This window comes from Arthrobacter halodurans, from assembly GCF_041877255.1.
GTDB lineage: Bacteria > Actinomycetota > Actinomycetes > Actinomycetales > Micrococcaceae > Arthrobacter_N > Arthrobacter_N halodurans.
Genome location: NZ_JBHDLJ010000004.1, coordinates 96,115 through 116,054 on the forward strand (window position 1 = coordinate 96,115; position 19,940 = coordinate 116,054).

General features: G+C 70.5%; 21 protein-coding genes. 15 read left to right on the plus strand and 6 right to left on the minus strand.

The window, feature by feature from the left end; translation table 11 throughout:
- The 14 genes from prcB (at position 1) to ACETWP_RS06575 (ending at position 14,774) form a co-directional block, all read left to right on the plus strand.
- Positions 1 to 804 carry a proteasome subunit beta gene (gene prcB, locus ACETWP_RS06510; RefSeq protein ID WP_373971407.1) on the plus strand — a complete coding sequence of 268 codons (804 nt, stop codon included), beginning with the start codon at positions 1 to 3 and terminating at the stop codon, positions 802 to 804.
- Positions 805 to 1,527 carry a proteasome subunit alpha gene (gene prcA / locus ACETWP_RS06515; RefSeq protein WP_373971408.1) on the plus strand — a complete coding sequence of 241 codons (723 nt, stop codon included), beginning with the start codon at positions 805 to 807 and terminating at the stop codon, positions 1,525 to 1,527.
- Positions 1,528 to 1,530: 3 nt separating this feature from the next.
- Complete coding sequence (gene pafA, locus ACETWP_RS06520) at positions 1,531 to 2,892, plus strand: Pup--protein ligase (protein WP_373971409.1); 1,362 nt, start codon at positions 1,531 to 1,533, stop codon at positions 2,890 to 2,892.
- Between the two features lie 180 nt (positions 2,893 to 3,072).
- Positions 3,073 to 4,047: an FKBP-type peptidyl-prolyl cis-trans isomerase gene (locus ACETWP_RS06525; protein WP_373971410.1), complete on the plus strand. Its 975-nt coding sequence runs from the start codon at positions 3,073 to 3,075 to the stop codon at positions 4,045 to 4,047.
- Positions 4,048 to 4,135: 88 nt separating this feature from the next.
- Positions 4,136 to 4,531 carry an FKBP-type peptidyl-prolyl cis-trans isomerase gene (locus ACETWP_RS06530; protein WP_373971411.1) on the plus strand — a complete coding sequence of 132 codons (396 nt, stop codon included), beginning with the start codon at positions 4,136 to 4,138 and terminating at the stop codon, positions 4,529 to 4,531.
- Positions 4,532 to 4,630: 99 nt separating this feature from the next.
- Positions 4,631 to 6,640, plus strand: a complete 2,010-nt coding sequence (locus tag ACETWP_RS06535) for a helix-turn-helix transcriptional regulator (protein WP_373971412.1) — start codon at positions 4,631 to 4,633, stop codon at positions 6,638 to 6,640.
- Entirely contained in the window at positions 6,640 to 6,987 is a 348-nt protein-coding gene (locus ACETWP_RS06540; protein WP_373971413.1) for a hypothetical protein, read from the plus strand. The genes ACETWP_RS06535 and ACETWP_RS06540 overlap by 1 nt, the downstream gene beginning before the upstream one ends.
- A 32-nt stretch (positions 6,988 to 7,019) precedes the next feature.
- Positions 7,020 to 7,247 (plus strand): Sec-independent protein translocase subunit TatA, encoded by a 228-nt coding sequence (gene tatA / locus ACETWP_RS06545; protein WP_373971414.1) that lies wholly within the window; start codon positions 7,020 to 7,022, stop codon positions 7,245 to 7,247.
- 48 nt (positions 7,248 to 7,295) lie between these two features.
- Positions 7,296 to 8,063 carry a twin-arginine translocase subunit TatC gene (gene tatC / locus ACETWP_RS06550; RefSeq protein WP_373971415.1) on the plus strand — a complete coding sequence of 256 codons (768 nt, stop codon included), beginning with the start codon at positions 7,296 to 7,298 and terminating at the stop codon, positions 8,061 to 8,063.
- Positions 8,064 to 8,105: 42 nt separating this feature from the next.
- Positions 8,106 to 10,943: a DEAD/DEAH box helicase gene (locus ACETWP_RS06555; protein ID WP_373971416.1), complete on the plus strand. Its 2,838-nt coding sequence runs from the start codon at positions 8,106 to 8,108 to the stop codon at positions 10,941 to 10,943.
- 49 nt (positions 10,944 to 10,992) lie between these two features.
- Complete coding sequence (locus ACETWP_RS06560) at positions 10,993 to 12,627, plus strand: amidohydrolase (protein WP_373971417.1); 1,635 nt, start codon at positions 10,993 to 10,995, stop codon at positions 12,625 to 12,627.
- 360 nt (positions 12,628 to 12,987) lie between these two features.
- Positions 12,988 to 13,716 carry a polyprenol monophosphomannose synthase gene (locus ACETWP_RS06565; RefSeq protein WP_373971418.1) on the plus strand — a complete coding sequence of 243 codons (729 nt, stop codon included), beginning with the start codon at positions 12,988 to 12,990 and terminating at the stop codon, positions 13,714 to 13,716.
- Positions 13,717 to 13,928: 212 nt separating this feature from the next.
- Positions 13,929 to 14,255 (plus strand): carboxymuconolactone decarboxylase family protein, encoded by a 327-nt coding sequence (locus tag ACETWP_RS06570; RefSeq protein ID WP_373971419.1) that lies wholly within the window; start codon positions 13,929 to 13,931, stop codon positions 14,253 to 14,255.
- Positions 14,256 to 14,318: 63 nt separating this feature from the next.
- The gene (locus ACETWP_RS06575; protein ID WP_373971420.1) at positions 14,319 to 14,774 is read left to right on the plus strand and encodes an LURP-one-related/scramblase family protein; all 456 of its coding nucleotides are present in this window, start codon (positions 14,319 to 14,321) and stop codon (positions 14,772 to 14,774) included.
- Positions 14,775 to 14,897: 123 nt separating this feature from the next.
- Here ACETWP_RS06575 and ACETWP_RS06580 read toward each other — a convergent pair whose 3' ends face one another.
- From ACETWP_RS06580 to ACETWP_RS06600, 5 genes are all read right to left on the minus strand, one after another.
- Positions 14,898 to 15,245, minus strand: coding sequence for an RNA polymerase-binding protein RbpA (locus tag ACETWP_RS06580; protein ID WP_373971421.1), 348 nt, complete (start codon positions 15,243 to 15,245; stop codon positions 14,898 to 14,900).
- A 228-nt stretch (positions 15,246 to 15,473) separates the two neighbouring features.
- On the minus strand, positions 15,474 to 16,397 hold the full coding sequence (locus ACETWP_RS06585; protein WP_373971422.1) for an SPFH domain-containing protein: 924 nt from the start codon (positions 16,395 to 16,397) through the stop codon (positions 15,474 to 15,476).
- Between the two features lie 68 nt (positions 16,398 to 16,465).
- Positions 16,466 to 16,945: an NfeD family protein gene (locus ACETWP_RS06590; RefSeq protein WP_373971423.1), complete on the minus strand. Its 480-nt coding sequence runs from the start codon at positions 16,943 to 16,945 to the stop codon at positions 16,466 to 16,468.
- A 292-nt stretch (positions 16,946 to 17,237) separates the two neighbouring features.
- A complete protein-coding gene (locus tag ACETWP_RS06595; protein WP_373971424.1) occupies positions 17,238 to 17,807 on the minus strand; it encodes a dihydrofolate reductase family protein in 570 nt (189 codons plus the stop codon).
- A gap of 264 nt (positions 17,808 to 18,071) precedes the next feature.
- Entirely contained in the window at positions 18,072 to 18,392 is a 321-nt protein-coding gene (locus ACETWP_RS06600) for a hypothetical protein (RefSeq protein ID WP_373971425.1), read from the minus strand.
- Between the two features lie 575 nt (positions 18,393 to 18,967).
- Here ACETWP_RS06600 and ACETWP_RS06605 point away from each other — a divergent pair.
- Positions 18,968 to 19,276 carry a hypothetical protein gene (locus tag ACETWP_RS06605; RefSeq protein ID WP_373971426.1) on the plus strand — a complete coding sequence of 103 codons (309 nt, stop codon included), beginning with the start codon at positions 18,968 to 18,970 and terminating at the stop codon, positions 19,274 to 19,276.
- 86 nt (positions 19,277 to 19,362) lie between these two features.
- On the opposite strand, the gene ACETWP_RS06610 is transcribed toward ACETWP_RS06605, so the two are convergent.
- The gene (locus ACETWP_RS06610) at positions 19,363 to 19,890 is read right to left on the minus strand and encodes a hypothetical protein (RefSeq protein ID WP_373971427.1); all 528 of its coding nucleotides are present in this window, start codon (positions 19,888 to 19,890) and stop codon (positions 19,363 to 19,365) included.
- Positions 19,891 to 19,940 lie beyond the last annotated feature (50 nt).

A 19,940-nucleotide genomic window follows, 5' to 3' on the forward strand; every position in this document is an offset into this window, starting at 1 on the left:
GTGGACGTCCCCGCCGGTCCCTCGTTCCTCGAGTACCTGGCGCGCGAGCGCCCCGACCTGCTGCCCCCGTCCGGGGGCGCCCGGCAGGCCGCGGCGCCCGGCGCCACGGAGCCGGGGGAGGTCCGGCACGCGACGACGATCGTGGCGCTGACCTACGACGGCGGCGCGGTGATGGCGGCGGACCGGCGGGCGACCATCGGCAACGTCATCGCCAGCCGGCACATGGAGAAGGTCCTGGCCACGGACCGCTACTCGGTGGTCGGGGTGGCGGGATCCGCCGGGATCGCCCTGGACATCGCCCGGCTCTTCCAGGTGGAGCTGGAGCACTACGAGAAGATCGAGGGCACGCTGCTGAGCCTGGACGGCAAGGCCAACCGCCTCGCCGCGATGATCCGCGCCAACCTCGGCATGGCCCTGCAGGGCATGTCCGTGGTGCCGCTGTTCGCGGGGTTCGACCCGCGGCGCGGCCACGGGCGGATCTTCTCCTTCGACATGACCGGGGGGCGGTTCGAGGAGCTCGAGCACCACAGCATCGGCTCCGGCGCCGTCTTCGCCCGGGGCGCGCTGAAGAAGCTCTGGCAGCCGGGAATGGACCGCGAGCTGGCCGTCCGGGTCGCGGTCGAGGCGCTCTACGACGCCGCCGACGACGACTCCGCGACCGGCGGCCCGGACCTGGTGCGGCAGCTGTGGCCCGTCGTGCACACCGTCGGGGCGGAGGGCGCCGCCCGCGCCGCGGACGACGTGCTGGCCGAGGCCGCCGCCGACATCGTCCGCCGCCGCTCCATCACCGGCAGGGAGGCCTAGATGACCGCGCAGTTCTACGTCTCGCCCGAGCAGCTCATGAAGGACCGGGCGGACTTCGCCCGGAAGGGCATCACCCGGGGCCGGTCGGTCGTCGTCGTCAGCTGCAGCGAGGGCATCGCGCTCGTGGCCGAGAACCCGTCGGCCTCGCTGCGCAAGATCGGCGAGATCTACGACCGCATCGCCTTCGCCGCCGTCGGCAAGTACAACGAGTTCGAGTCGCTGCGGCAGATCGGCGTGCGCTACGCCGACACGCGCGGCTACTCCTACGCCCGCGAGGACGTGACGGGCCGCGGCCTGGCGAGCGTCTACGCGCAGAGCCTCGGGGCCGTGTTCACCGCCGAGAGCAAGCCGTTCGAGGTGGAGCTGGCGGTCGTGGAGGTCGGCCGGGCCCCCGCGGAGGACCGCCTGTTCCGGCTGACGTTCGACGGCTCGATCTCCGACGAGCCGGGCGTCATCGTCATGGGCGGCGACGCCGAGCACGTGTCCGCCGCGATGCGCGCGGGCTGGGCGGGGCCGGAGGGCCCGGACGCGGGCTTCGCCGGCGCCATCCGCGCCGCGGCGTCCGCCCTGCCCGGAGTCCCGGCGGGGGAAGCCGGCACCGCGCTGCTGGAGGTCGCCGTGCTCGACCGCGACCCGGCGGCCCTCCGCGGGCACCGCCGCGCCTTCCGCAGGCTGACCGGCACCGACGTGGCCGCGGCGCTGGCCGCCGGCCGAGGGGAGTAGGGCATGGACCGCAGGATCTTCGGCATCGAGACGGAGTACGGGATCTCGTACTCGGCACCGGGGTCCAGGCCCCTCACGCCCGAGGAGGTGGCACGCTACCTCTTCCGGAAGGTCGTCGCGTGGGGCCGCAGCTCCAACGTCTTCCTCACCAACGGCTCCCGCCTGTACCTCGACGTCGGGTCCCACCCCGAGTACGCGACGGCGGAGTGCGACGACGTCGCGCAGCTGATCGCCCACGACCGGGCCGGCGAGGCCATCCTCCAGGACCTCGTGGTGAGCGCCGAGGAGCGCATGCGCGAGGACGGCTTCAACGGCTCCGTGTACCTGTTCAAGAACAACACGGACTCCGCGGGCAACTCCTACGGCTGCCACGAGAACTACCTCATCCCGCGGCGGCTCGAGTTCGCGCGCCTGGCGGAGATCCTCATCCCCTTCCTGGTCACGCGCCAGCTGTTCGCGGGCGCCGGGAAGGTGCTGCCCGTCGACGGCGCCCACAGCTACGCGTTCTCGCAGCGCGCCGACCACGTGTGGGAGGGCGTCTCGTCGGCGACCACGCGCTCGAGGCCCATCATCAACACGCGCGACGAGCCGCACGCCGACGCCGAGCACTACCGCCGCCTGCACGTGATCGTCGGCGACTCGAACATGTCCGAGACCACGCAGCTGGTCAAGGTCGGGGCCACGGACCTCATGCTGCGCATGATCGAGGCCGGCACCATCATGGACGACTTCCGGCTCGAGAACCCCATCCGCAGCATCCGCGAGATCTCCCACGACCTCACCGGACGCGCCCCGGTGCGGCTGGCCAGCGGGCGGGAGATGACGGCGCTGCAGCTGCAGGAGATGTTCTTCGCGAAGGTCGCCGGCTTCGTGGAGCGAGAGGGCGCGCACACCCCGTACGTGCCGCGCGTGATGGACCTGTGGCGCCGGTCCCTCGATGCCGTGGCCGGCGGCGACGCGTCGGGGATCGACACGGAGATCGACTGGGCCATCAAGCACAAGCTCGTCACCGGATACCAGGCGCGGCACGGGCTGGACCTGTCCTCCCCGCGGATCGCGCAGCTGGATCTGACCTACCACGACATCTCGCCGACGCGCGGACTGTTCCAGCTGCTCAGGGCCCGGGGGCTGGCCGCCGGCGTCGTGACGCCGGAGGAGATCGACGACGCGCGCTCGACACCGCCGCAGACCACGCGGGCGAAGCTGCGCGGGGACTTCGTGCGTGCGGCCAAGGCCGCGGGGCGCGACTTCACCGTGGACTGGGTGCACCTGAAGCTCAACGACCACGCGGGGCAGACCGTCCTGTGCAAGGACCCGTTCGCCAGTTCCGACCCGAGGGTGGACGAACTCCTGTCCCTCCTCTGAGCCGGCCGCCGGCCGCACGGACGCCCGCGTCCGGGGGCATCCGCGGGTTCCGCTGCGCGCGGACGGGGGCGGCAGACTGTGAAACCTCACAGGGAAAGCGCCTAAGCTGGTTGCGGTTCGCCATGATCCGGCCCGAGCGCCGGAGGCGAAGACACCGTGTTCCCGACGAAAGTTGATTCCGTGCGCAAGCTTCTGTCACTAGTGCTGGCGATGGCACTCCTGGTGCTCACCGCCTGCGGGGCGGCCACCCCCAAGACCGTCGGCGAGGCGGCGCCGCTCGACTCGATCGAACTCACCCCCGGCGCCGACGACAACACCGCGCCCACCGTCACGTTCGATGCCCCGCTGAACGCCACCGCGGCCGGCGCGAAGGTCCTCGAGGAGGGTGACGGCGCCGAGATCAAGGCCAACCAGAACGTCTCCTACAAGCTGGCGGGCTACAACACCGAGGACGGCAAGGAAGTGGGCAACATCTTCGCCTCCGAGCCGCAGATCCTCTCGCTGACCGAGGAAATGAAGAAAGCCGACCCGGAGATCTACAACATCCTGCTCGGCTCGAAGGTCGGGTCGTGGGTGGCCTACGTGCGCCCGACGCCGGCCACCCCCGCCCCCGAGGCCGAGGGCGAGGGCGGGAGCTCGGCCCCGGCGGAGCCCGCGAAGGCCAGCGAGGTCCTCGTTCTGAAGGTCGTCGGCGCCGAGGACATCCCGCCGACGCCGGAGCCGGCGCGCATGCTGGAGAAGGCCGAGGTCGACAAGCTCGAGGCCGACGGCTCCCTGCCGACGGTGAAGTTCTCCGAGGGCAAGCCCGCCATCACCATCCCCGAGGGCAAGGAGGCGCCGGAGGGCCTGGCGGTCCAGGTGCTCAAGCAGGGCGACGGCAAGACGCTCACCGAGGAGTCCACCATCACCGCCGACTACGCCGGCGTGCGCTGGGAGGACGGCGAGGTCTTCGACTCCAGCTACGACCGCGGCGAGGCCGCCTCGTTCTCGCTGAACGAGGTCATCCCGGGGTGGACGCAGGGGCTGGCCGGCCAGAAGGTCGGGTCCCAGGTGGTGCTGAGCATCCCCTCGTCGCTCGCCTACGGCGACGACCCCGCCACCGGGCGCCCCACCGGCCCGCTGGTGTTCGTCGTGGACATCAAGTCCGCGAAGTAGGACCCCGAAGCAGCAGGACCCGAAGCAGCAGGACCATGACGCGGCGCGCCGGGACGCCCCGGGCGCCGTCACGACCGAAAGGAACGCCATGTCGTTTGGACAGCGCGAGTACGACCGCACGAAGCCGGAAATCGAGTTCCCCGGGGACACCCCGCCCCAGGAGCTGGTCAGCGAGGACATCATCGTCGGCGACGGCACCGAGGTGGTGGCGGGCTCGACCGTCTCCGCGCACTACGTCGGCGTCGCCTGGTCCACGGGCGAGGAGTTCGACTCCTCCTGGAACCGCGGGCAGCCGCTGGACTTCACGGTCGGCATCGGCCAGGTCATCCAGGGTTGGGACCAGGGCCTCCTGGGCATGAAGGTCGGTGGCCGCCGCCGGCTGGAGATCCCCGCGCACCTGGCCTACGGCGACCGCGGTGCCGGCGCGCTCATCGGCCCGGGCGAGACGCTGATCTTCGTCGTCGACCTCGTCGGCGTGCGCTAGGAAGCCGGATCAGCGGGCCGCGGCCCGCGGCCACGCACAGGCGGCGCGCACCGGGGGGAGCCCGGTGCGCGCCGCCTGCCGCGTAGTACGGTAGAAACCGTGCCTGCCAAACAGAACGACGTGTCGCCCTCGCGGACGGAGAAGCTCGTCAGCCTCACCTACGCCCTGATGTCGCGCAAGCGCGGCTACACCAAGAACGAGCTCCGCCACCGGGTCGAGGACTACAAGGGGCTGGGCGAGGACGCGTTCGAGCGCAAGTTCGAGCGCGACAAGGAGGACCTGCGGTCCCTGGGCGTGCCGCTCGAGACCATCAGCGGCGAGGCCCCCGGCGACACCAACCGGCAGGACAGCCGCTACCGGATCCTGCCCGAGCAGTACCGGCTCCCCGAGGTCGCGTTCGACGCGGAGGAGGCCGTGGCGCTCGGCCTGGCCGCGAAGGTCTGGAAGGACCCCACCGTGGAGACGGCCGCGGCGCGCGCCATCAACCGCCTGTCCCTCGCGGGCGACGGCGACGGCGATGCCGGCGCCGCGTTCGAGTCCTTCGAGCCGCGCCTCCACGCCGGCGACGCGGTGTTCCCCGACCTCCTGCGGGCCGTCTGGGACCGCACCCCGGTCCGGTTCGCGTACCGGGGCGCCGACGGCACCGAGAGCCGCCGGCAGGTGGATCCCTGGGGCATCGGCAGCCGCTTCGGCAACTGGTACCTGGTCGCCCGGGACCACGACCGGGACGCGCAGCGCATCTTCCGCCTCTCCCGCATCGTGTCCGCCATCGCCCGCCTCCCGGGCGCCGTCGCGCGTCCGGACGGCTTCCGGGTGGCCGACGTCCTGGACGGACTCGATCCGCGGTCCGCAACCACCCCGTTCTCGATCGAACTGCGCCCCGGCCGCGGGCTGGCCCTGCGGGCCCAGGCGGCGACGGACGAACCCGGCTCCGCGCCGGAGGGCGCCGCCGGCGGCTTCGACCTGGTCCGCGCGATCTACCACGACGCCGAGGCGACGTCCGCGGAGATCGCCGAGCTGGGCGACGCGGCCCGCGTGGTCGAACCCGAGGCGCTGCGCGCCGCCGTCGTGCGGCGTTTGCGCGCGGCCCTCTCCGCGCAGAACCGCGACACGTCCGGCTACGTCCTGAGGGAAAGCCGCGCCACCGGGCGCCCGCCCGCGACGGACGTCGTGGCGCGCGCCCTCGACATCATCGCCTACGTGGTCCGCGAGGGCTCGCCGCGGATCGACGAGACCGCGGCCCGGTTCGGGCTCAGCCGCCGCCGCCTCATCGACGACCTCACCATGATCCGCATGTGCGGGGTGCCCAACGGCTACCCGGACGAGTTGATCGACGTCGACTACGAGGGCGACACGGTCAGCATCGCGAACGCCGAGGGCTTGGCGCAGCCCATCCGGCTCAACCTCACGGAGGCCTTCTCGCTCATCGTGGGACTCCAGACGATCCTGGACCTGCCGACGCTGCGGCGTCCCGACGCGGCCCGCTCCGCGCTGGCCAAGCTGCAGCGCGCCGCCGGGGAGTTCGGGGACATCAGCGAGCTGGTCTCGGCGCGCCTGGCCTCCACGGAGGACGCCGCGCGGACCGACGTGCTGAACGCGGCCGTGCGCCGGCGCGAGGTGCTCTCCATCGGCTACTACAGCCCGGCCCGCGACGAGGTGCGCCGCCGCGAGGTGGAACCCGTCCGGGTCATCGAGGACGGCGGCCGCACCTACCTGCAGGCATGGTGCCGCCGGGCCGACGGTCCCCGCAACTTCCGGCTCGACCGGATCCAGTCGCTCGAACCCACCGGCGAGGTCTTCGAGCGCTCGGCGGAGCGGCACGCCCCGCAGGAGCGCCTCTTCACCCCGGGCGCCGACGACGCCGTCGTCGTGCTCGCGTTCGGCCCGCGCCTCGCCGGGCTGCTCGAGGACTACGCCCCCAGCCGCACGGCCAGGGGGCCCGACGGCGCCGTCCTGGCCGAGGTCCGGATCGCCTCGCCGGAGCAGCTGCCCGGCCTCGTGGCCCGCCACGGCGGGGACCTGGCCGTCGTGGACCCGCCCGACCTCGCCGGGGCCGCGCGCGCCTGGCTCGAATCCGCGCTGTCCGGCTACGGGGAGGTGGCACCGTGATGCCCTGGTGGTTCTGGACGCTCCTGTGGCTGTTCCTCCTGGCGGCGACCGCCCTGTTCCTGGTGCTCTGCGGCATCCGCCTGTTCCGCGGCTTCATGCGGCTGCTGGACGAGGCGGGCGAGGCCGCCGACCGCCTGCACCTGGGCGAGGCGGCGCCCCTCACCGCGCCGGAGGACCCCGACCGGCCCGAGCCCGGACTCGCCGCCGTCTTCGGCGACCCGCGGGAGGCGCGCCGGTTCCGCGACGCCGGCAAGGCGGAGCGCCGCGAGGCCCGCCGGCGGCGGCGGATCGAGGCCAAGGTCCGCCGCGGGCAGCCCCAACGGGTACGCGACCTCGACCTGCCGTGACGTAGACTTTCAGCAGACGAAAGGAATTCCCCATGGGTGGTCTACAGGGATGGCATCTGGTCATCATCATCGTGCTCGCGCTGCTGCTGTTCGGCGCGCCGAAGCTCCCGGGTCTGGCCCGCTCGATCGGCCAGTCGCTGCGCATCTTCAAGTCCGAGGTCCGCCAGATGAAGGACGACGACCCGAAGGCCTCGGACTCCACCGAGCAGACCGTCGAGGGCAAGATCGTCGATCCGGACCAGCGCGACCGCAACCTCTAGCCGCGCGTGGCACCAAAGGCAGGGCGGGCCTCCAATCCCGACGGGAGGATGGCCCTCAAAGAGCACCTGATCGAGCTGCGGAACCGGCTCTTCGTCGCACTCGTCGCGCTGTTCCTGGCCACCGTCGGCGGCTTCTTCCTCTACCAGCCCGTCCTGCAGATTCTCATCGCGCCCGTGAACGCCATGGGCGGCGAGGTGAACTTCGGCTCGGTGATCTCCCCGTTCGACAACATGATCAAGATCTCGGTGTTCCTGGGCCTGGTCATGTCCAGCCCGGTGTGGCTCTACGAGCTGTGGGCGTTCATCGTCCCCGGGCTGAAGAAGAACGAGAAGCGCACCGCGCTGGCGTTCATCGGCGCGTCCGTCCCGCTGTTCGTCTTCGGCCTGGGCCTGGCCTACTGGGTCCTGCCGCACGCCCTGACGTTCTTCCTCGGGCTGACCCCCACGCAGGCCACCAACATCGTCGAGGTGGACACCTACCTCAACTTCGTCATCCGGCTCCTGCTCGCGTTCGGCGTCGCGCTGATCGTCCCGGTGCTGATGGTGGGGCTGAACCTCGTCGGCATCCTCCCCGGCAAGGTGATCGTCAAGAACTGGCGCATCACCGTGTTCCTCATCTGCCTCGTGGCCGCCATGGCGGCGCCCGGGGGCGACGCGCTGACCATGTTCGCGCTGGCCGGGCCCCTGCTGGTGGTCTTCGCCGCGGCGACCGGGTTCTGCGTCCTGCACGACAAGCGCAAGGCCAAGCGGCTCGCGGCCCTCGAGGCGGAAAACGCGGCGACCGCCGGGAACGCCAGCGACATCGATACGCTGTAGTCAAGCAACCATCGATCTGACCGAACCCGAAGGGCGGGCACCATGGGCTCTCCGGCCGAACAGTACGCCGCGGCACGTTTGCGCGCGGCCGAATCCAAGACGCAACTCCACGCGTTCCGCGAGACGCTCGGCTTCGAGCTCGATCCGTTCCAGGTGGACGCCTGCCGCGCGGTGGAGGCGGGCAAGGGCGTCCTCGTGGCCGCCCCGACGGGTGCCGGCAAGACCGTCGTCGGCGAGTTCGCGGTGCACCTGGCGCTCGAGGGCGGCCGCAAGGCGTTCTACACCACGCCCATCAAGGCGCTGAGCAACCAGAAGTTCACCGAGCTCTCCGCGCGCTACGGGTCCGACCGCGTGGGCCTGCTGACCGGCGACACGACCATCAACGGCGAGGCCGAGATCGTGGTGATGACCACCGAGGTGCTCCGCAACATGCTGTACGCGGACTCCTCGACGCTGGCGGGGCTGGGCTACGTGGTGATGGACGAGGTCCACTACCTGGCCGACAAGTTCCGCGGCGCCGTCTGGGAGGAGGTCATCATCCACCTGCCCGCCGATGTGCTGGTGGTCTCGCTGAGCGCGACCGTCTCCAATGCCGAGGAGTTCGGCGGCTGGCTGGACACCGTGCGCGGGGACACCGAGATCGTCGTTTCGGAGCACCGGCCCATCCCGCTGTACCAGCACGTCCTCGCCGGAGGGAGGATGCTGGACCTCTTCGCCGGCGAGGTCTCCTTCGACGAGGCGGCGACGGGGGATGCCGCGGGCGCCGAGTCCTCGATCGCCGTGAACCCCGAGCTCACCAAGCTGGCCCAGCGCGACGAGCGCCGCTCGTTCCGCCCCGGCTCCGGCCGCGGCGGGCGCGGCCGGGGGGGACGCGACCACGGGGGCCAGCGCCGGCCGGACGCACCGGCGGAGCGCCACCAGGTGTCCCGGCCGGAGATGGTCCTGACCCTGGACCGGGCAGCCCTGCTGCCGGCGATCGTGTTCATCTTCTCCCGGAAGGGCTGCGACGCGGCCGTCGCCCAGTGCGTGCGCTCCGGCCTGGCCCTCACGACCCAGGAGGAGGCGCGCCGGATCGAGCAGGCCGTCGACCTCGCCGCCTTCGAGCTACCGCCCGAGGACCTCGAGGTCCTGGGCTTCTGGTCCTGGCGCGAGGGCCTGCTGCGCGGCTTCGCCGCGCACCACGCCGGGCTGTTGCCGATCTTCAAGGAGGTCGTCGAGAAGCTTTTCGCGCAGAACCTGGTGAAGGCCGTGTTCGCGACCGAGACGCTGGCGCTGGGAGTCAACATGCCGGCGCGGTCCGTCGTGCTGGAGAAGCTGGAGAAGTTCAACGGGGAGCAGCACGTCTCCGTCACCGCCGGCGAGTACACCCAGCTCACCGGCCGGGCCGGGCGCCGCGGCATCGACGTCGAGGGCCACGCCGTGGTGCTCTGGCAGCCGGGAACGGACCCCGCGGCGGTCGCCGGCCTCGCCTCCCGCCGCACCTACCCCCTCAACTCCAGCTTCCGCCCGACCTACAACATGAGCCTGAACCTGTCCTCGCAGTTCGGGCGCGGGAAGGCGCGCCGGATCCTCGAGTCCTCGTTCGCCCAGTTCCAGGCCGACCGCTCCGTCGTCGGGCTCGCCCGCCAGGTGCGCAGCCGCGAGGAGTCGCTCGCCGGCTACGCCAAGGCCATGACATGCCACCTGGGCGACTTCGCGGAATACGCCCGGCTCCGGCAGGAGCTCGCCGAGGCGGAGAAGACCGTGGCGCGCACCGCCAGCCGCGCCCGGCGCTCCGCGGCCGAGGAGTCGCTCGAGCAGCTGATGCCGGGCGACGTCGTCGATGTCCCCGGCCCCCGCAGGCTGGGCCGCAGCGTCGTCATCGCGGTCTCCGACTCGCACCGGGACCCCCGGCCCACGGTGCTCACCGAGGACCGGCAGATCCGGCGCATCGGCGCCCAGGACCTCGACGGGCCGCTCGAGGTCATCTCGCGCATCCGCATCCCGAAGGCCTTCACCGGGCGGTCGCCGAAGGAGCGCAAGGATCTCGCGGCGAGCATGCGCAACGCGATCCACGACCACCGGCCGCCGCGCCGCGGCGCCGCCGGCTTCGACTTCTCCGGGACCGCCGAGCAGGACCAGCGGATCGCCGAGCTGCGCCGCCGCCTCAAGCGGCACCCCTGCCACGGCTGCGGGGAGCGCGAGGACCACGCGCGCTGGGCGGACCGCTGGTGGAAGCTGCGCCAGGAGACCGACCGGCTCGCCGGCCAGATCAGCGGGCGCACCAACACCATCGCCAAGACCTTCGACCGCGTCTGCACCGTGCTGGAGAGCTACGGCTACCTCGAGCCGGGCGCGAAGGGCGCCGGGGGAGAGACCGTGCTCGCCACGACGCCCTCGGGCAACCGCCTGCGCCGCATCTACGGCGAGCGGGACCTGCTGACGTCCCTCGTGCTCGAGTCCGGCGTCCTGGAGCCGCTCGGTCCGGCCGAGCTGGCCGGCAGCATCACCATGCTCGTCTACCAGGCCAAGCGCGAGGACAAGGGCGTGCATCCCAAGCTGCCCAGCCCGGCCATGGAGCGGGCCTGGGACACCGCGGTGCGGCAGTGGTCGGAGCTGACCGACCGCGAGGTCGCCAACCGGCTGCCGGAGACGGCCGAGCCCGAATCGGGGCTCATCTGGCCGATGTACCGGTGGGCCAAGGGCCACGAGCTGCGCGAATGCCTGCGTGGCACCGACCTCGCTGCCGGCGACTTCGTGCGCTGGGCCAAGCAGGTCATCGACACCCTGGACCAGCTGGCCAAGGTCCCGGACCTGCCGCGGCCCTTCGCCCGGACCTGCCGCGAGGCCGTCGACGCGGTGCGCCGCGGCGTCGTGTCCTACTCCAGCGTCGCCGACTAGCACCCCCGGCCGCGCGGCGGCCGCCCCCACCCCGGAAGGAAGCACCACCATGTCTTCTCTCGTCATGTACCGCAACGGCGCCGTCTACAGCCAGGCGGACCCCTTCGCCACGGCGATGCTGGTCGACGGCGACACCGTCGCCTGGGTCGGCCAGGAGGCCGCCGCCGCCTCGCTCGTCGACGACCGCGTCCGCGTGGTGGACCTCCGGGGCGCGCTCGTCGCCCCCGCGTTCTTCGATTCCCACGTGCACCTCACGGAGACGGGCGCGGCGCTGGCGTCGCTGGACCTCACGGGCGTCGGTTCCGTCGCCGAGCTCCTCCGGCTGGTGGCGGACGACGCCGCGCGCCACGCCGGGGCGGTCGCCGGCGCCGGCTGGGACCAAAGCGCCTGGCCGGAGGGCCGCGTGCCGACGGCCGCGGAGCTGGAGGAGGCCGGGGGAGGGCGCGACGTCTACCTGACCCGGATCGACGTCCACTCCGGCCTCGTCAACGCCTCGCTCGCGCGGCGGCTCGGGCTCGCCGGCATCGACGGCTGGGACGGCGACTCCACCGTGGTCCGCGAGGCCCACGCCCGCGTCCGCGCGGCCGTGCTGGACTTCGGGGACGCAGCCCGCGCGGACCACCAGCGCCGGGCCCTGCGGCACCTGGCCGCCCACGGCTACGCCGGAGTCGCGGAGATGGCGGCGCCGCACATCGGGACCAGGCGCGACCTCGAGATCCTCTTCGAACTCCTCGACGCCGAGGGCGACGATCACCCCGGCGTCCACGCGTACTGGGGCGAGGCCGTCACGACGCCGAAGCAGGCGCGGGCCCTCGCGGACAGCTTCGGTCCCGGCCGGCTGGCCGGCCTCGGCGGCGACCTGAACATCGACGGTTCGCTGGGTTCGCGCACCGCCTACCTGCGCGAGCCGTACGCCGACGACCCGGGGAACCGCGGGACGCTCTTCCTGGACGCCGCACGGATCGCGGACCACGTGGTCGCCTGCTCCTCCGCCGGCGTCCAGGCGGCGTTCCACGTCATCGGCGACGCCGGGGTCGACGAGGCCGTCGCCGGCTTCCGGCTCGCCGCGGAGCGGATCGGGACGGCCGCGGTGCAAGCCGGCCGCCACCGGCTGGAGCACGTCGAGATCGCCGACGAGTCGGCCGTCCAGGCGCTGCTCGAACTCGGCATCACGGTGTCCCTCCAGCCCGCCTTCGACGCGTACTGGGGCGCCCCCGGGGGCCAGTACGAGCAGCGTCTGGGCGCCGAGCGCTCGTCGCGCATGAACGAGGTCGGCCGATTCTTGGCGGCTGGCGTCCCCGTGTGCCTGGGCTCGGACACCCCGGTGACGGAGGCCAGCCCGTGGGCCGCCGTGAAGGCCTGCCTGGAGCACCACACGCGGAGCGCGCGCGTCTCGGCGCGGGCGGCGTTCCTGGCCCACACGCGGGCGGGTCACCGCGCGGTCGGCGCCCCGGATCCGCTCGCCGGGCAGCTCGTCCCGGGGGCGGAGGCGACCTTCGCGGTGTGGGCCGCGTCCGAGCTTGCCGTCCAGACCCCCGACGCCCGCGTGTCCTCGTGGAGCACGGACGCGCGCGCCGGGACGCCGATGCTGCCGGTGCTCGAGGACGAGCTGCCCGCGTGCCAGCGCACCGTGCGCCGCGGCCGGGTGATCTTCGACGCGTTGGCGGGCGAGGGCGCTTCCTGAAAGCCCTTGTCAGCGATTGGTTGACACCCGGTAACCAACAGCTAGGCTAGGGTTCCGACGGCGGATCGCTTCCGTGTGCGCCACGCCGCATCGACGGCGACCAGCGCGGGAACAAGACCCCGGGAACAGTAGAAAACAGGGCGACCCGCCTCTGCGCGGCACCCTGGTCCGAAGTTCCCGGGGTCTTGCCGCGCCGGCATCGGGGCTCCCGGACCGCCGGGCCGCATGGTGCCCGTATACTGGTTCACTGGCTTCCCCGGCCCCGGATCGCCGGCCGGCGGGGGAGGGGCTGGAGCCCCGGGCCGTTGAAGGGGATCCGCGACGCGGGTTTCGCCACACAGTGCAGAGGGGTAGAACCGCGTGCGGGTAGTCACCATCATTCCGACCTACAACGAACTGGAGTCGCTGCCGATCACGGTGGCCCGCCTGAGGGCGTCCGTGCCGGACTCCGACGTCCTGGTGGTCGACGACAACAGCCCGGACGGCACCGGCGACCTGGCCGACCGCCTGGCGTCCGAGGACCCGCAGATCCACGTGCTGCACCGCGCCGGGAAGGCCGGCCTCGGTGCCGCCTACCTCGCCGGATTCCGCTGGGGCCTCGGCCGCGGGTACGACGTCCTGGTCGAGATGGATGCCGACGGCTCGCACCGTCCCGAGCAGCTCCCGCTGCTCCTCGCCGAGATCCCGCGCGGCGCGGACCTGGTCATCGGCTCCCGTTGGGTCAAGGGAGGCAGCGTGGTGAACTGGCCGCTGCACCGGAAGCTGATTTCCATGGCCGGCAGCACGTACTCGCGTCTTATGCTGGGCATCCGAGTCCGGGACATCACCGCCGGGTACCGCGCCTTCAAGCGCGAGACGCTGGAGGCACTGGACCTGGACGCCGTCGAATCGGTCGGCTACGGGTTCCAGGTGGACATGACGTTCCGCGTGGCCAAGCTGCGCAAACGGATCGTCGAGGTTCCGATCACCTTCGTGGAGCGCGAACTGGGCGTGTCGAAGATGAGCGGGAACATCGTCGTCGAAGCCATGGTGAACGTGACCCGCTGGGGCCTCAAGGCCCGCTGGGAGAAGCTGACGGCCCGGTGGTAGGCGTCACCCGCGGGAGGCGCGCGCCGGGGAGGTCCTCGTGGCACCGCTGGTGCGGAGGGCTCGAGGGAGGTCGCAGGGGCCACGGCGGGGTCATCCCCTGCGGGTGATGCTGTCCTCCGTGGTGGCGGAATAGGTTGGCAACGAGAGTCGCGGCACCCGGTCTCGCCGCGTCCCTCGGCCCACAACCCCCGCAACCAGATGGAGACGTCACCATGGCCGAAGAAGAAAGCCCCGTCAGCGACACCCTCGTCGAGATCACGGCCGTTTCGCTCGAACGCTCCACGCTCGAAGCACGCGAGTTGATGCTGGCCCGGATCGCGGCCCTCGCGGCAGTCGACGCCCCGCCCGCCTCGTACCTGCTCAACGTCGGCGCCGCAGTGGAGGTCGGCATCACCCTGGAGGATGTCGAGGGCATCCTCGTCGCCGTTGCGCCCATCGTCGGGACCCCCCGGGTCGTGGCGGCATCCGGCAACCTCGCCGTGGCCCTGGGTTTCGCCATCGCGCTGGAAGCCGAATCCGAAACCGAAGCCGAAGACTGAATCGGCCTGGGCATGGGACTCTTACGACGCGGGTCTGACGCACCGGCAGGCGCGCGGTTCCAGATGCGTGAGAAGCTGCTGTCGGTCGGGGACGACTTCTGGATCGAGGACGACCAGGGCCAACGCGCCTTCAAGGTCAATGGGAAGGCGGTCCGAATCCGGGATACGTTCGTGTTGGAGGACGCCTCGGGAAACAGGGTGGCGAGTATCCAAGAGCGCAAGCTCTCGGTCCGGGACAAGGTCGAGATTGAGCGTGGCGGCGACACCGCCGCGACGGTCCGCAAGGCGCTGGTCGGGCTTCGGGATCGCTTCGCCATCGAGCTGAAGGACGGTGCCGAACTGAAGGCACACGGGAACATCGTCGACCACGAGTACCAGATCGAGCGGGACGGCCGCACGGTCGCCACGATCTCGAAGAAGTGGTTCCGGGTGCGTGAATCCTACGGTGTCGACATCGCGCAGGGCGAAGACGTCGCGCTCCTCCTGGCGATCGCCGTCGCCATCGATTCGATGACCTAGCCGACAGTGGACACGGAAAACCTCCGGGGTCGTGACGGTCTCTGAACGAGCCCGCCTTCATCCGGAGGTTTTCCCTGGCGCAATCACCCACGTGGGGCGCACCGCGGTGCGCGGTGGATGAGCCTAGGACTTCACCTTTTCGCCGCGGGCGGCCCGGAGCTTGTCGAGGCGGTCCTGCAGGATCTGCTCGAGTTCGTCGACGGAGCGGCGCTCCAGCAGCATGTCCCAGTGCGTGCGGACCGGCTTCTCGTTCGAGTCGACCGGCTTCTCGCCGTTGACGAGGAGGGCCTCCTTGCCGGTCTTCGACACCCAGGTCGGCGGGATGTCGGCCTCGGAGGAGAACGTCACGAAGACCTGCTCGCCGTCCTCGCACCGGTACTCGACGCGCTGGCGCGGCGCCGGCTCGACCCCGGCCTCGGTCTCCATGCTCTGTGCGCCAAGGCGCATCCCGCGCAGACTGCGATCGCTCATCTTTTCTCCCTACTGCGTTCCAACGACTGACGGTAACGACTACGTTTATCAACGCCTCCGCCGGGCTGTGAATTCCCCGGGGGACGGAAGTCTCGAACAACCTAGTATACGCCCACGCACCGGGGCCCCGGCGGATGGAGATCCGCCGGGGCCCCGGTGCGCCGCGGGAGGGGCCCGCCGCGCCGGCGCCGAGCGCCGACGGTCCGCGATCCCCGTTCGGGGTCCGCCCTACGGCGTCCGCCGCGTCCCGGCGTCGTCCTCGTCCGGGCGCAGGTTGCCGAGTGCCCCGCCGATGCCCTTGAGCGCCTCGCCGACCTCGCTCGGGATGATCCAGAGCTTGTTGGAGGAGCCCTCGGCGAGCTTGGGCAGGGTCTGTAGGTACTGGTAGGCCAGAAGCTTCTGGTCCGGGTTGCCCGCGTGGATCGCGCCGAACACCTTCGAAATGGCCTGCGCCTCGCCGTCGGCCCGCAGAATCGCTGCCTTCGCGTCGCCCTCGGCGGCGAGAATCGCCGCCTGACGCTGTCCTTCCGCGGTCAGGATCTGGGACTGCTTCGTGCCCTCGGCGGTCAGGATGGCCGCGCGGCGGTCCCGCTCGGCGCGCATCTGCTTCTCCATGGAGTCCTGGATCGACAGCGGCGGGTCGATGGCCTTGAGCTCCACGCGCGAGACGCGGATGCCCCACTTGCCGGTGGCCTCGTCGAGGACACCGCGCAGCTGCCCGTTGATCTGGTCGCGGCTGGTCAGCGCCTCCTCGAGGTTGAGCCCGCCGACCACGTTGCGCAGCGTGGTGGTGGTGAGCTGCTCCACGGCCTGGATGTAGTTCGCGATCTCGTACGTCGCGGCCCGCGGCTCCGTGATCTGGAAATAGACGACGGTGTCGATCGAGACCACCAGGTTGTCCTCGGTGATCACCGGCTGCGGCGGGAAGCTAACCACCTGTTCACGGAGGTCCAGCAGGGGGAGTAGCCGGTCGACGAACGGGATAAGGATGGTCAGGCCCGGCCCGAGGGTGCGCTGGTACTTGCCCAGCCGCTCCACGATGCCGGCGCGCGCCTGCGGGACGATGCGCACTGAGCGCAGGAGGGCGATGATGACGAAAACGGCTAGGACTATCAGCACGATTCCGACGCCGGTGCCCGGCGAGTCGAACATGGTGTTCCCCCTTGTTGGGTGCGCGGTTGACACGCTGGCGGGATGGCCGGGAGACCCGGCCGGTGGTCTTAGGCGCCGTGGCCGGCGGCGTGCGCCTGGTTCGGTCGGGCGGTGATGAAGGCCGTGGCACCGGAGATGCGCACGACGGTGCCGTACATGCCGGGGTCCAGCGGGGCGTCGTCGTCGGTTCGGGCGCTCCAGGTCTCGCCGCCGATCTTGGCGCGTCCGGACATCCGCGACGTGGGCTCGAGCACGAGCGCGTCCTGCCCGAGGAGCCGGTCGACGTTGGTCCGCTGGTTGGGGGGTCCCTTGCGCAGGTGACGGATGGCGATGGGCCGCAGGATGAAGATCATGGCCAGCGAGACGACGCAGAAGACCAGCGCCTGAAGCCAGAACTCGCCGCCGGCGAGGGCCACGAAGCAGGCCGCGAGGGCGCCGCCGCTGAGCATAACGAAGTAGAGGTCCAGCGACATCATTTCGATGATCGCGAGGATCAGGAAGAGCGCCAGCCAGAAGACCCAGCTATTGACGACGATCCACTCAAGCATTTGGTCCCTCGTGTTGCGATCGAGAGGGCGCGTGCGGCCCTCGGTAGGTTCCATCTTGCCTGATCACCACCCCCGAACCCATCACCCCTGCGGCGTATGTTGACGGCCGACCCGGCTCCGCCGTCGGGTGCGGGGAGGGACGCCGCGGACGAGGCCCTCGTCGTGCCGGCAACACGCCGACGCGACCCGTGGGGGCGACGCAGGGCTCGGGCGGCTGTGTGCGCCGAGGCCGGCCCCCGGGTGCCCACCTCGGTCGCCCCCGGCGCAACGGGCGGGTCGGACGGGCGAGGAATCACGCTCGGCGCCTCGTCTCGTAGCGGGTCAGTACCACGCCGCCGGGAAACGTCCGCGTTTCCACCAGGTCCAGGTTCACCCAGCCGTCCAGCGCGGGGGAGAACGGCGTGCCGCCACCCACCAGGACCGGATGGGTGGCCAGCACATACTCGTCGATCAGGCCGGCCCGCATGGCCGCGCCGGCGAGCGTTGCGCCGCCGACGCTCATCGGGCCGCCGTCCTCGGCCTTGAGCCGGGCGATCTCGGCGATCGCATCGCCGCTGAACAGACGGGTGTTCCAGTCCGCCTTGTCGATGGTGGAGGAGAACACCACTTTCGGCGTGTCCCGCCAGTTCCGCGCGAACTCGACTTCCGCCGGGGTGGCGTTGGGCTGCTGGTCGAAGGTGGGCCAGTAGGAGCTCAGGGTCTCCCAGAGCCTGCGCCCGTACAGGGACAAGCCGGTTGCCTTCTCCTGGTCGAGCCACCATTGGAACAATTCGTCGCTCGGCACGCCCCAGGCGATGTCGTCGCCGGCCGCGGCGATGTAGCCGTCCAGGGTCACGTTCATGCCGTAGGTGAGTTTCCGCATCCCGCCAGCCTTCCGTCAGACCCCAGCGTATGGATCGGGCGGTCCGCGGGGAACCCCGGTGCACGATCCGCGCTCGCAAGTAGTACCTGTGTCCACGGCCCGGCGGGCGGACTCGGCCGACGCTGCGACGATGGGCCGTCGATGTCGCAGCCGAGTGGTGCGCGGCTCCAACCACGGCGGCTTGCTGTTCCCCGACGCGCTCCGCTGGAGCTTTAGGGAGTCATCGGCCGCGCGGAATGCCCGCTGCAGCGATACTGCTGCGAGCTAGCCAAAGTGGGTACGGGCCGATGGAAGCCGGCCTCGGGCGAAGGCGTCAACAAGCTGATCCACCTCGTGCAAGCACTCGCGTGGCGCAGTCTCGCTATCTGCCTCCCAGGTCCATTCCCGGTACTCGACGTCGCCGGACACGAACACGTCATGATCGAGGTTGTCGTACCAAACCTCCATCACCCTTCGCGGATCCGCTGCTAGGGCAATCTCGGTGCGCCATCCGCTAACAGATTCATGGCAGGCTTCCCATCCCTCATAGGAATGGGACACCTTGATGCTTTCGTGATTCCGGGCCACGGCGGAATCAATAGTCACGCGAAGATCGACTAAGAACTTCGGCCTGACAGGCTCGGCTAGCGCACGGCTCTTTCCAGGACGCTTTCTCATCCTTGAGGATCGCCTCGTTCATTCATGAATTCAGCATGCCAGCAGTTCCAGCGTCCCAACAGCGCACCGATTGCTGCGACAAGGCCTGCGGAAACCCTTGGGCAGGGCCCGCTAAAGCGAGGAAAATGACAGTGCTGTCGAGTGAACGCTGAAGATGGTCTTGAGTCTAAAGAGCAGACCTGACTGGGGGCACCATGGCCGCACGGCCCACGCACGCTTCTCACGGGGCCCGTGTGGGCGGCATCGCGGCTGGGATCTATCTCCTAATTACAAGGGGAGAGTGGATCGTATTGATCGCCGGCGTTGTAGGCCTCATTGCCACGGCCGTGTATGCGCGGGAGAACGAACGATAACACCGGGGCGAACCCTGGCGCTGCACGGGAAGGAGACTCGCATGGCCGAATGGTTGTAAGCCGTCCTTGCAGATGGTGAGTGTCGAGATGAACGCGCGAGACAGCGCTAGTCTTTGTTCGCCTTGAGTGCCACTCCGATGGGAGCGAGATATGCGAGATTACGAGAAATTCGTTTCGGACCTGCGACGAATGACTTCCGAGGACGGAGACCTCGAATCCGACGGTCTTGATGCCCTCAGCAGGGTGTCAATCGTTGGCCGCGACGGGCGGCGTTTGGTCTTCGACGCAGGCTTGGCAAAGATACTTGAGGCAGTCCAGCGCATCGACTCAAGCGGTCTATTCGACTCGCCCGACGGCCCGCTGAGGCTGTTCTCCGTCCACCTAATGGAGGCACTCGAGATGGCACCTGATGGCGCCACCCGGTTGGAGCTCCGTGAATACGGTGTCGTGGCCACGTAACCCTTGGGCCGCAATAGCTGCGCCGCAGCCGACTCCATCCCTCTCCCGTGCGATCTCGGCATCTGGACGCGCCGGGCACCCTTCCCTTACGGCGAAGGCATGTCGGGCACCGTCCGGATATCCGACGTCAGGTGATCATTGCCTAGATAGCGCATCTCAAGGACAACCCCGAGGTCAAGATCCACAAAGGCGTACCCCTTGAGTTCGGCGTCATCCGGCTCGTCTCGGGGACCGAATTCTAGGCGGACCAGGCCGGGACCATCCGAGGTGGCCGACGTGACGCGGTTGTTGTCGTTGGGTCCACCCCAGATCGGCAAGTCGAGCGGGCTGAACATGGCGAGCACGACGGGCGTCATGGGGAAGTGGGGACGGTACGCCGGGCGGGAGAGGATGCCGCCCTCGCTGGAGAGGAGCTGGCCGTCTGCCGGCCTGTACGACATCGCGAATCCGTCCGTGGAAAGCTCGAAGGTGCCCGTGGGTGTCCGGGCACGCACGTCGTAGACAGACTTCACGCCGTGACCGGCCTCGTGGACCGTCGCCACGACCGTGTCTCCGTTTCTGGCCACACGCATTGCGCCAATGAAGTCGACCAGGTGAATCAAGCCGTCTTCCATGCACGTCCCCCTTGCTTGTTTCCCCTAACGTACCGGCAGGGTCGAGGGAG

What these genes read in the sequence shown, in the direction of transcription:
- prcA (WP_373971408.1), top strand. Translation starts at nt 805, where the DNA reads ATGACCGCGCAGTTCTACGTCTCGCCCGAGCAGCTCATGAAGGACCGG.
- pafA (WP_373971409.1), top strand. Translation starts at nt 1,531, where the DNA reads ATGGACCGCAGGATCTTCGGCATCGAGACGGAGTACGGGATCTCGTAC.
- ACETWP_RS06530 (WP_373971411.1), top strand. Translation starts at nt 4,136, where the DNA reads ATGTCGTTTGGACAGCGCGAGTACGACCGCACGAAGCCGGAAATCGAG.
- ACETWP_RS06540 (WP_373971413.1), top strand. Translation starts at nt 6,640, where the DNA reads ATGCCCTGGTGGTTCTGGACGCTCCTGTGGCTGTTCCTCCTGGCGGCG.
- tatA (WP_373971414.1), top strand. Translation starts at nt 7,020, where the DNA reads ATGGGTGGTCTACAGGGATGGCATCTGGTCATCATCATCGTGCTCGCG.
- tatC (WP_373971415.1), top strand. Translation starts at nt 7,296, where the DNA reads ATGGCCCTCAAAGAGCACCTGATCGAGCTGCGGAACCGGCTCTTCGTC.
- ACETWP_RS06555 (WP_373971416.1), top strand. Translation starts at nt 8,106, where the DNA reads ATGGGCTCTCCGGCCGAACAGTACGCCGCGGCACGTTTGCGCGCGGCC.
- ACETWP_RS06560 (WP_373971417.1), top strand. Translation starts at nt 10,993, where the DNA reads ATGTCTTCTCTCGTCATGTACCGCAACGGCGCCGTCTACAGCCAGGCG.
- ACETWP_RS06570 (WP_373971419.1), top strand. Translation starts at nt 13,929, where the DNA reads ATGGCCGAAGAAGAAAGCCCCGTCAGCGACACCCTCGTCGAGATCACG.
- ACETWP_RS06575 (WP_373971420.1), top strand. Translation starts at nt 14,319, where the DNA reads ATGCGTGAGAAGCTGCTGTCGGTCGGGGACGACTTCTGGATCGAGGAC.
- ACETWP_RS06580 (WP_373971421.1), bottom strand. Translation starts at nt 15,245, where the DNA reads ATGAGCGATCGCAGTCTGCGCGGGATGCGCCTTGGCGCACAGAGCATG.
- ACETWP_RS06585 (WP_373971422.1), bottom strand. Translation starts at nt 16,397, where the DNA reads ATGTTCGACTCGCCGGGCACCGGCGTCGGAATCGTGCTGATAGTCCTA.
- ACETWP_RS06590 (WP_373971423.1), bottom strand. Translation starts at nt 16,945, where the DNA reads ATGCTTGAGTGGATCGTCGTCAATAGCTGGGTCTTCTGGCTGGCGCTC.
- ACETWP_RS06595 (WP_373971424.1), bottom strand. Translation starts at nt 17,807, where the DNA reads ATGCGGAAACTCACCTACGGCATGAACGTGACCCTGGACGGCTACATC.
- ACETWP_RS06605 (WP_373971426.1), top strand. Translation starts at nt 18,968, where the DNA reads ATGCGAGATTACGAGAAATTCGTTTCGGACCTGCGACGAATGACTTCC.
- ACETWP_RS06610 (WP_373971427.1), bottom strand. Translation starts at nt 19,890, where the DNA reads ATGGAAGACGGCTTGATTCACCTGGTCGACTTCATTGGCGCAATGCGT.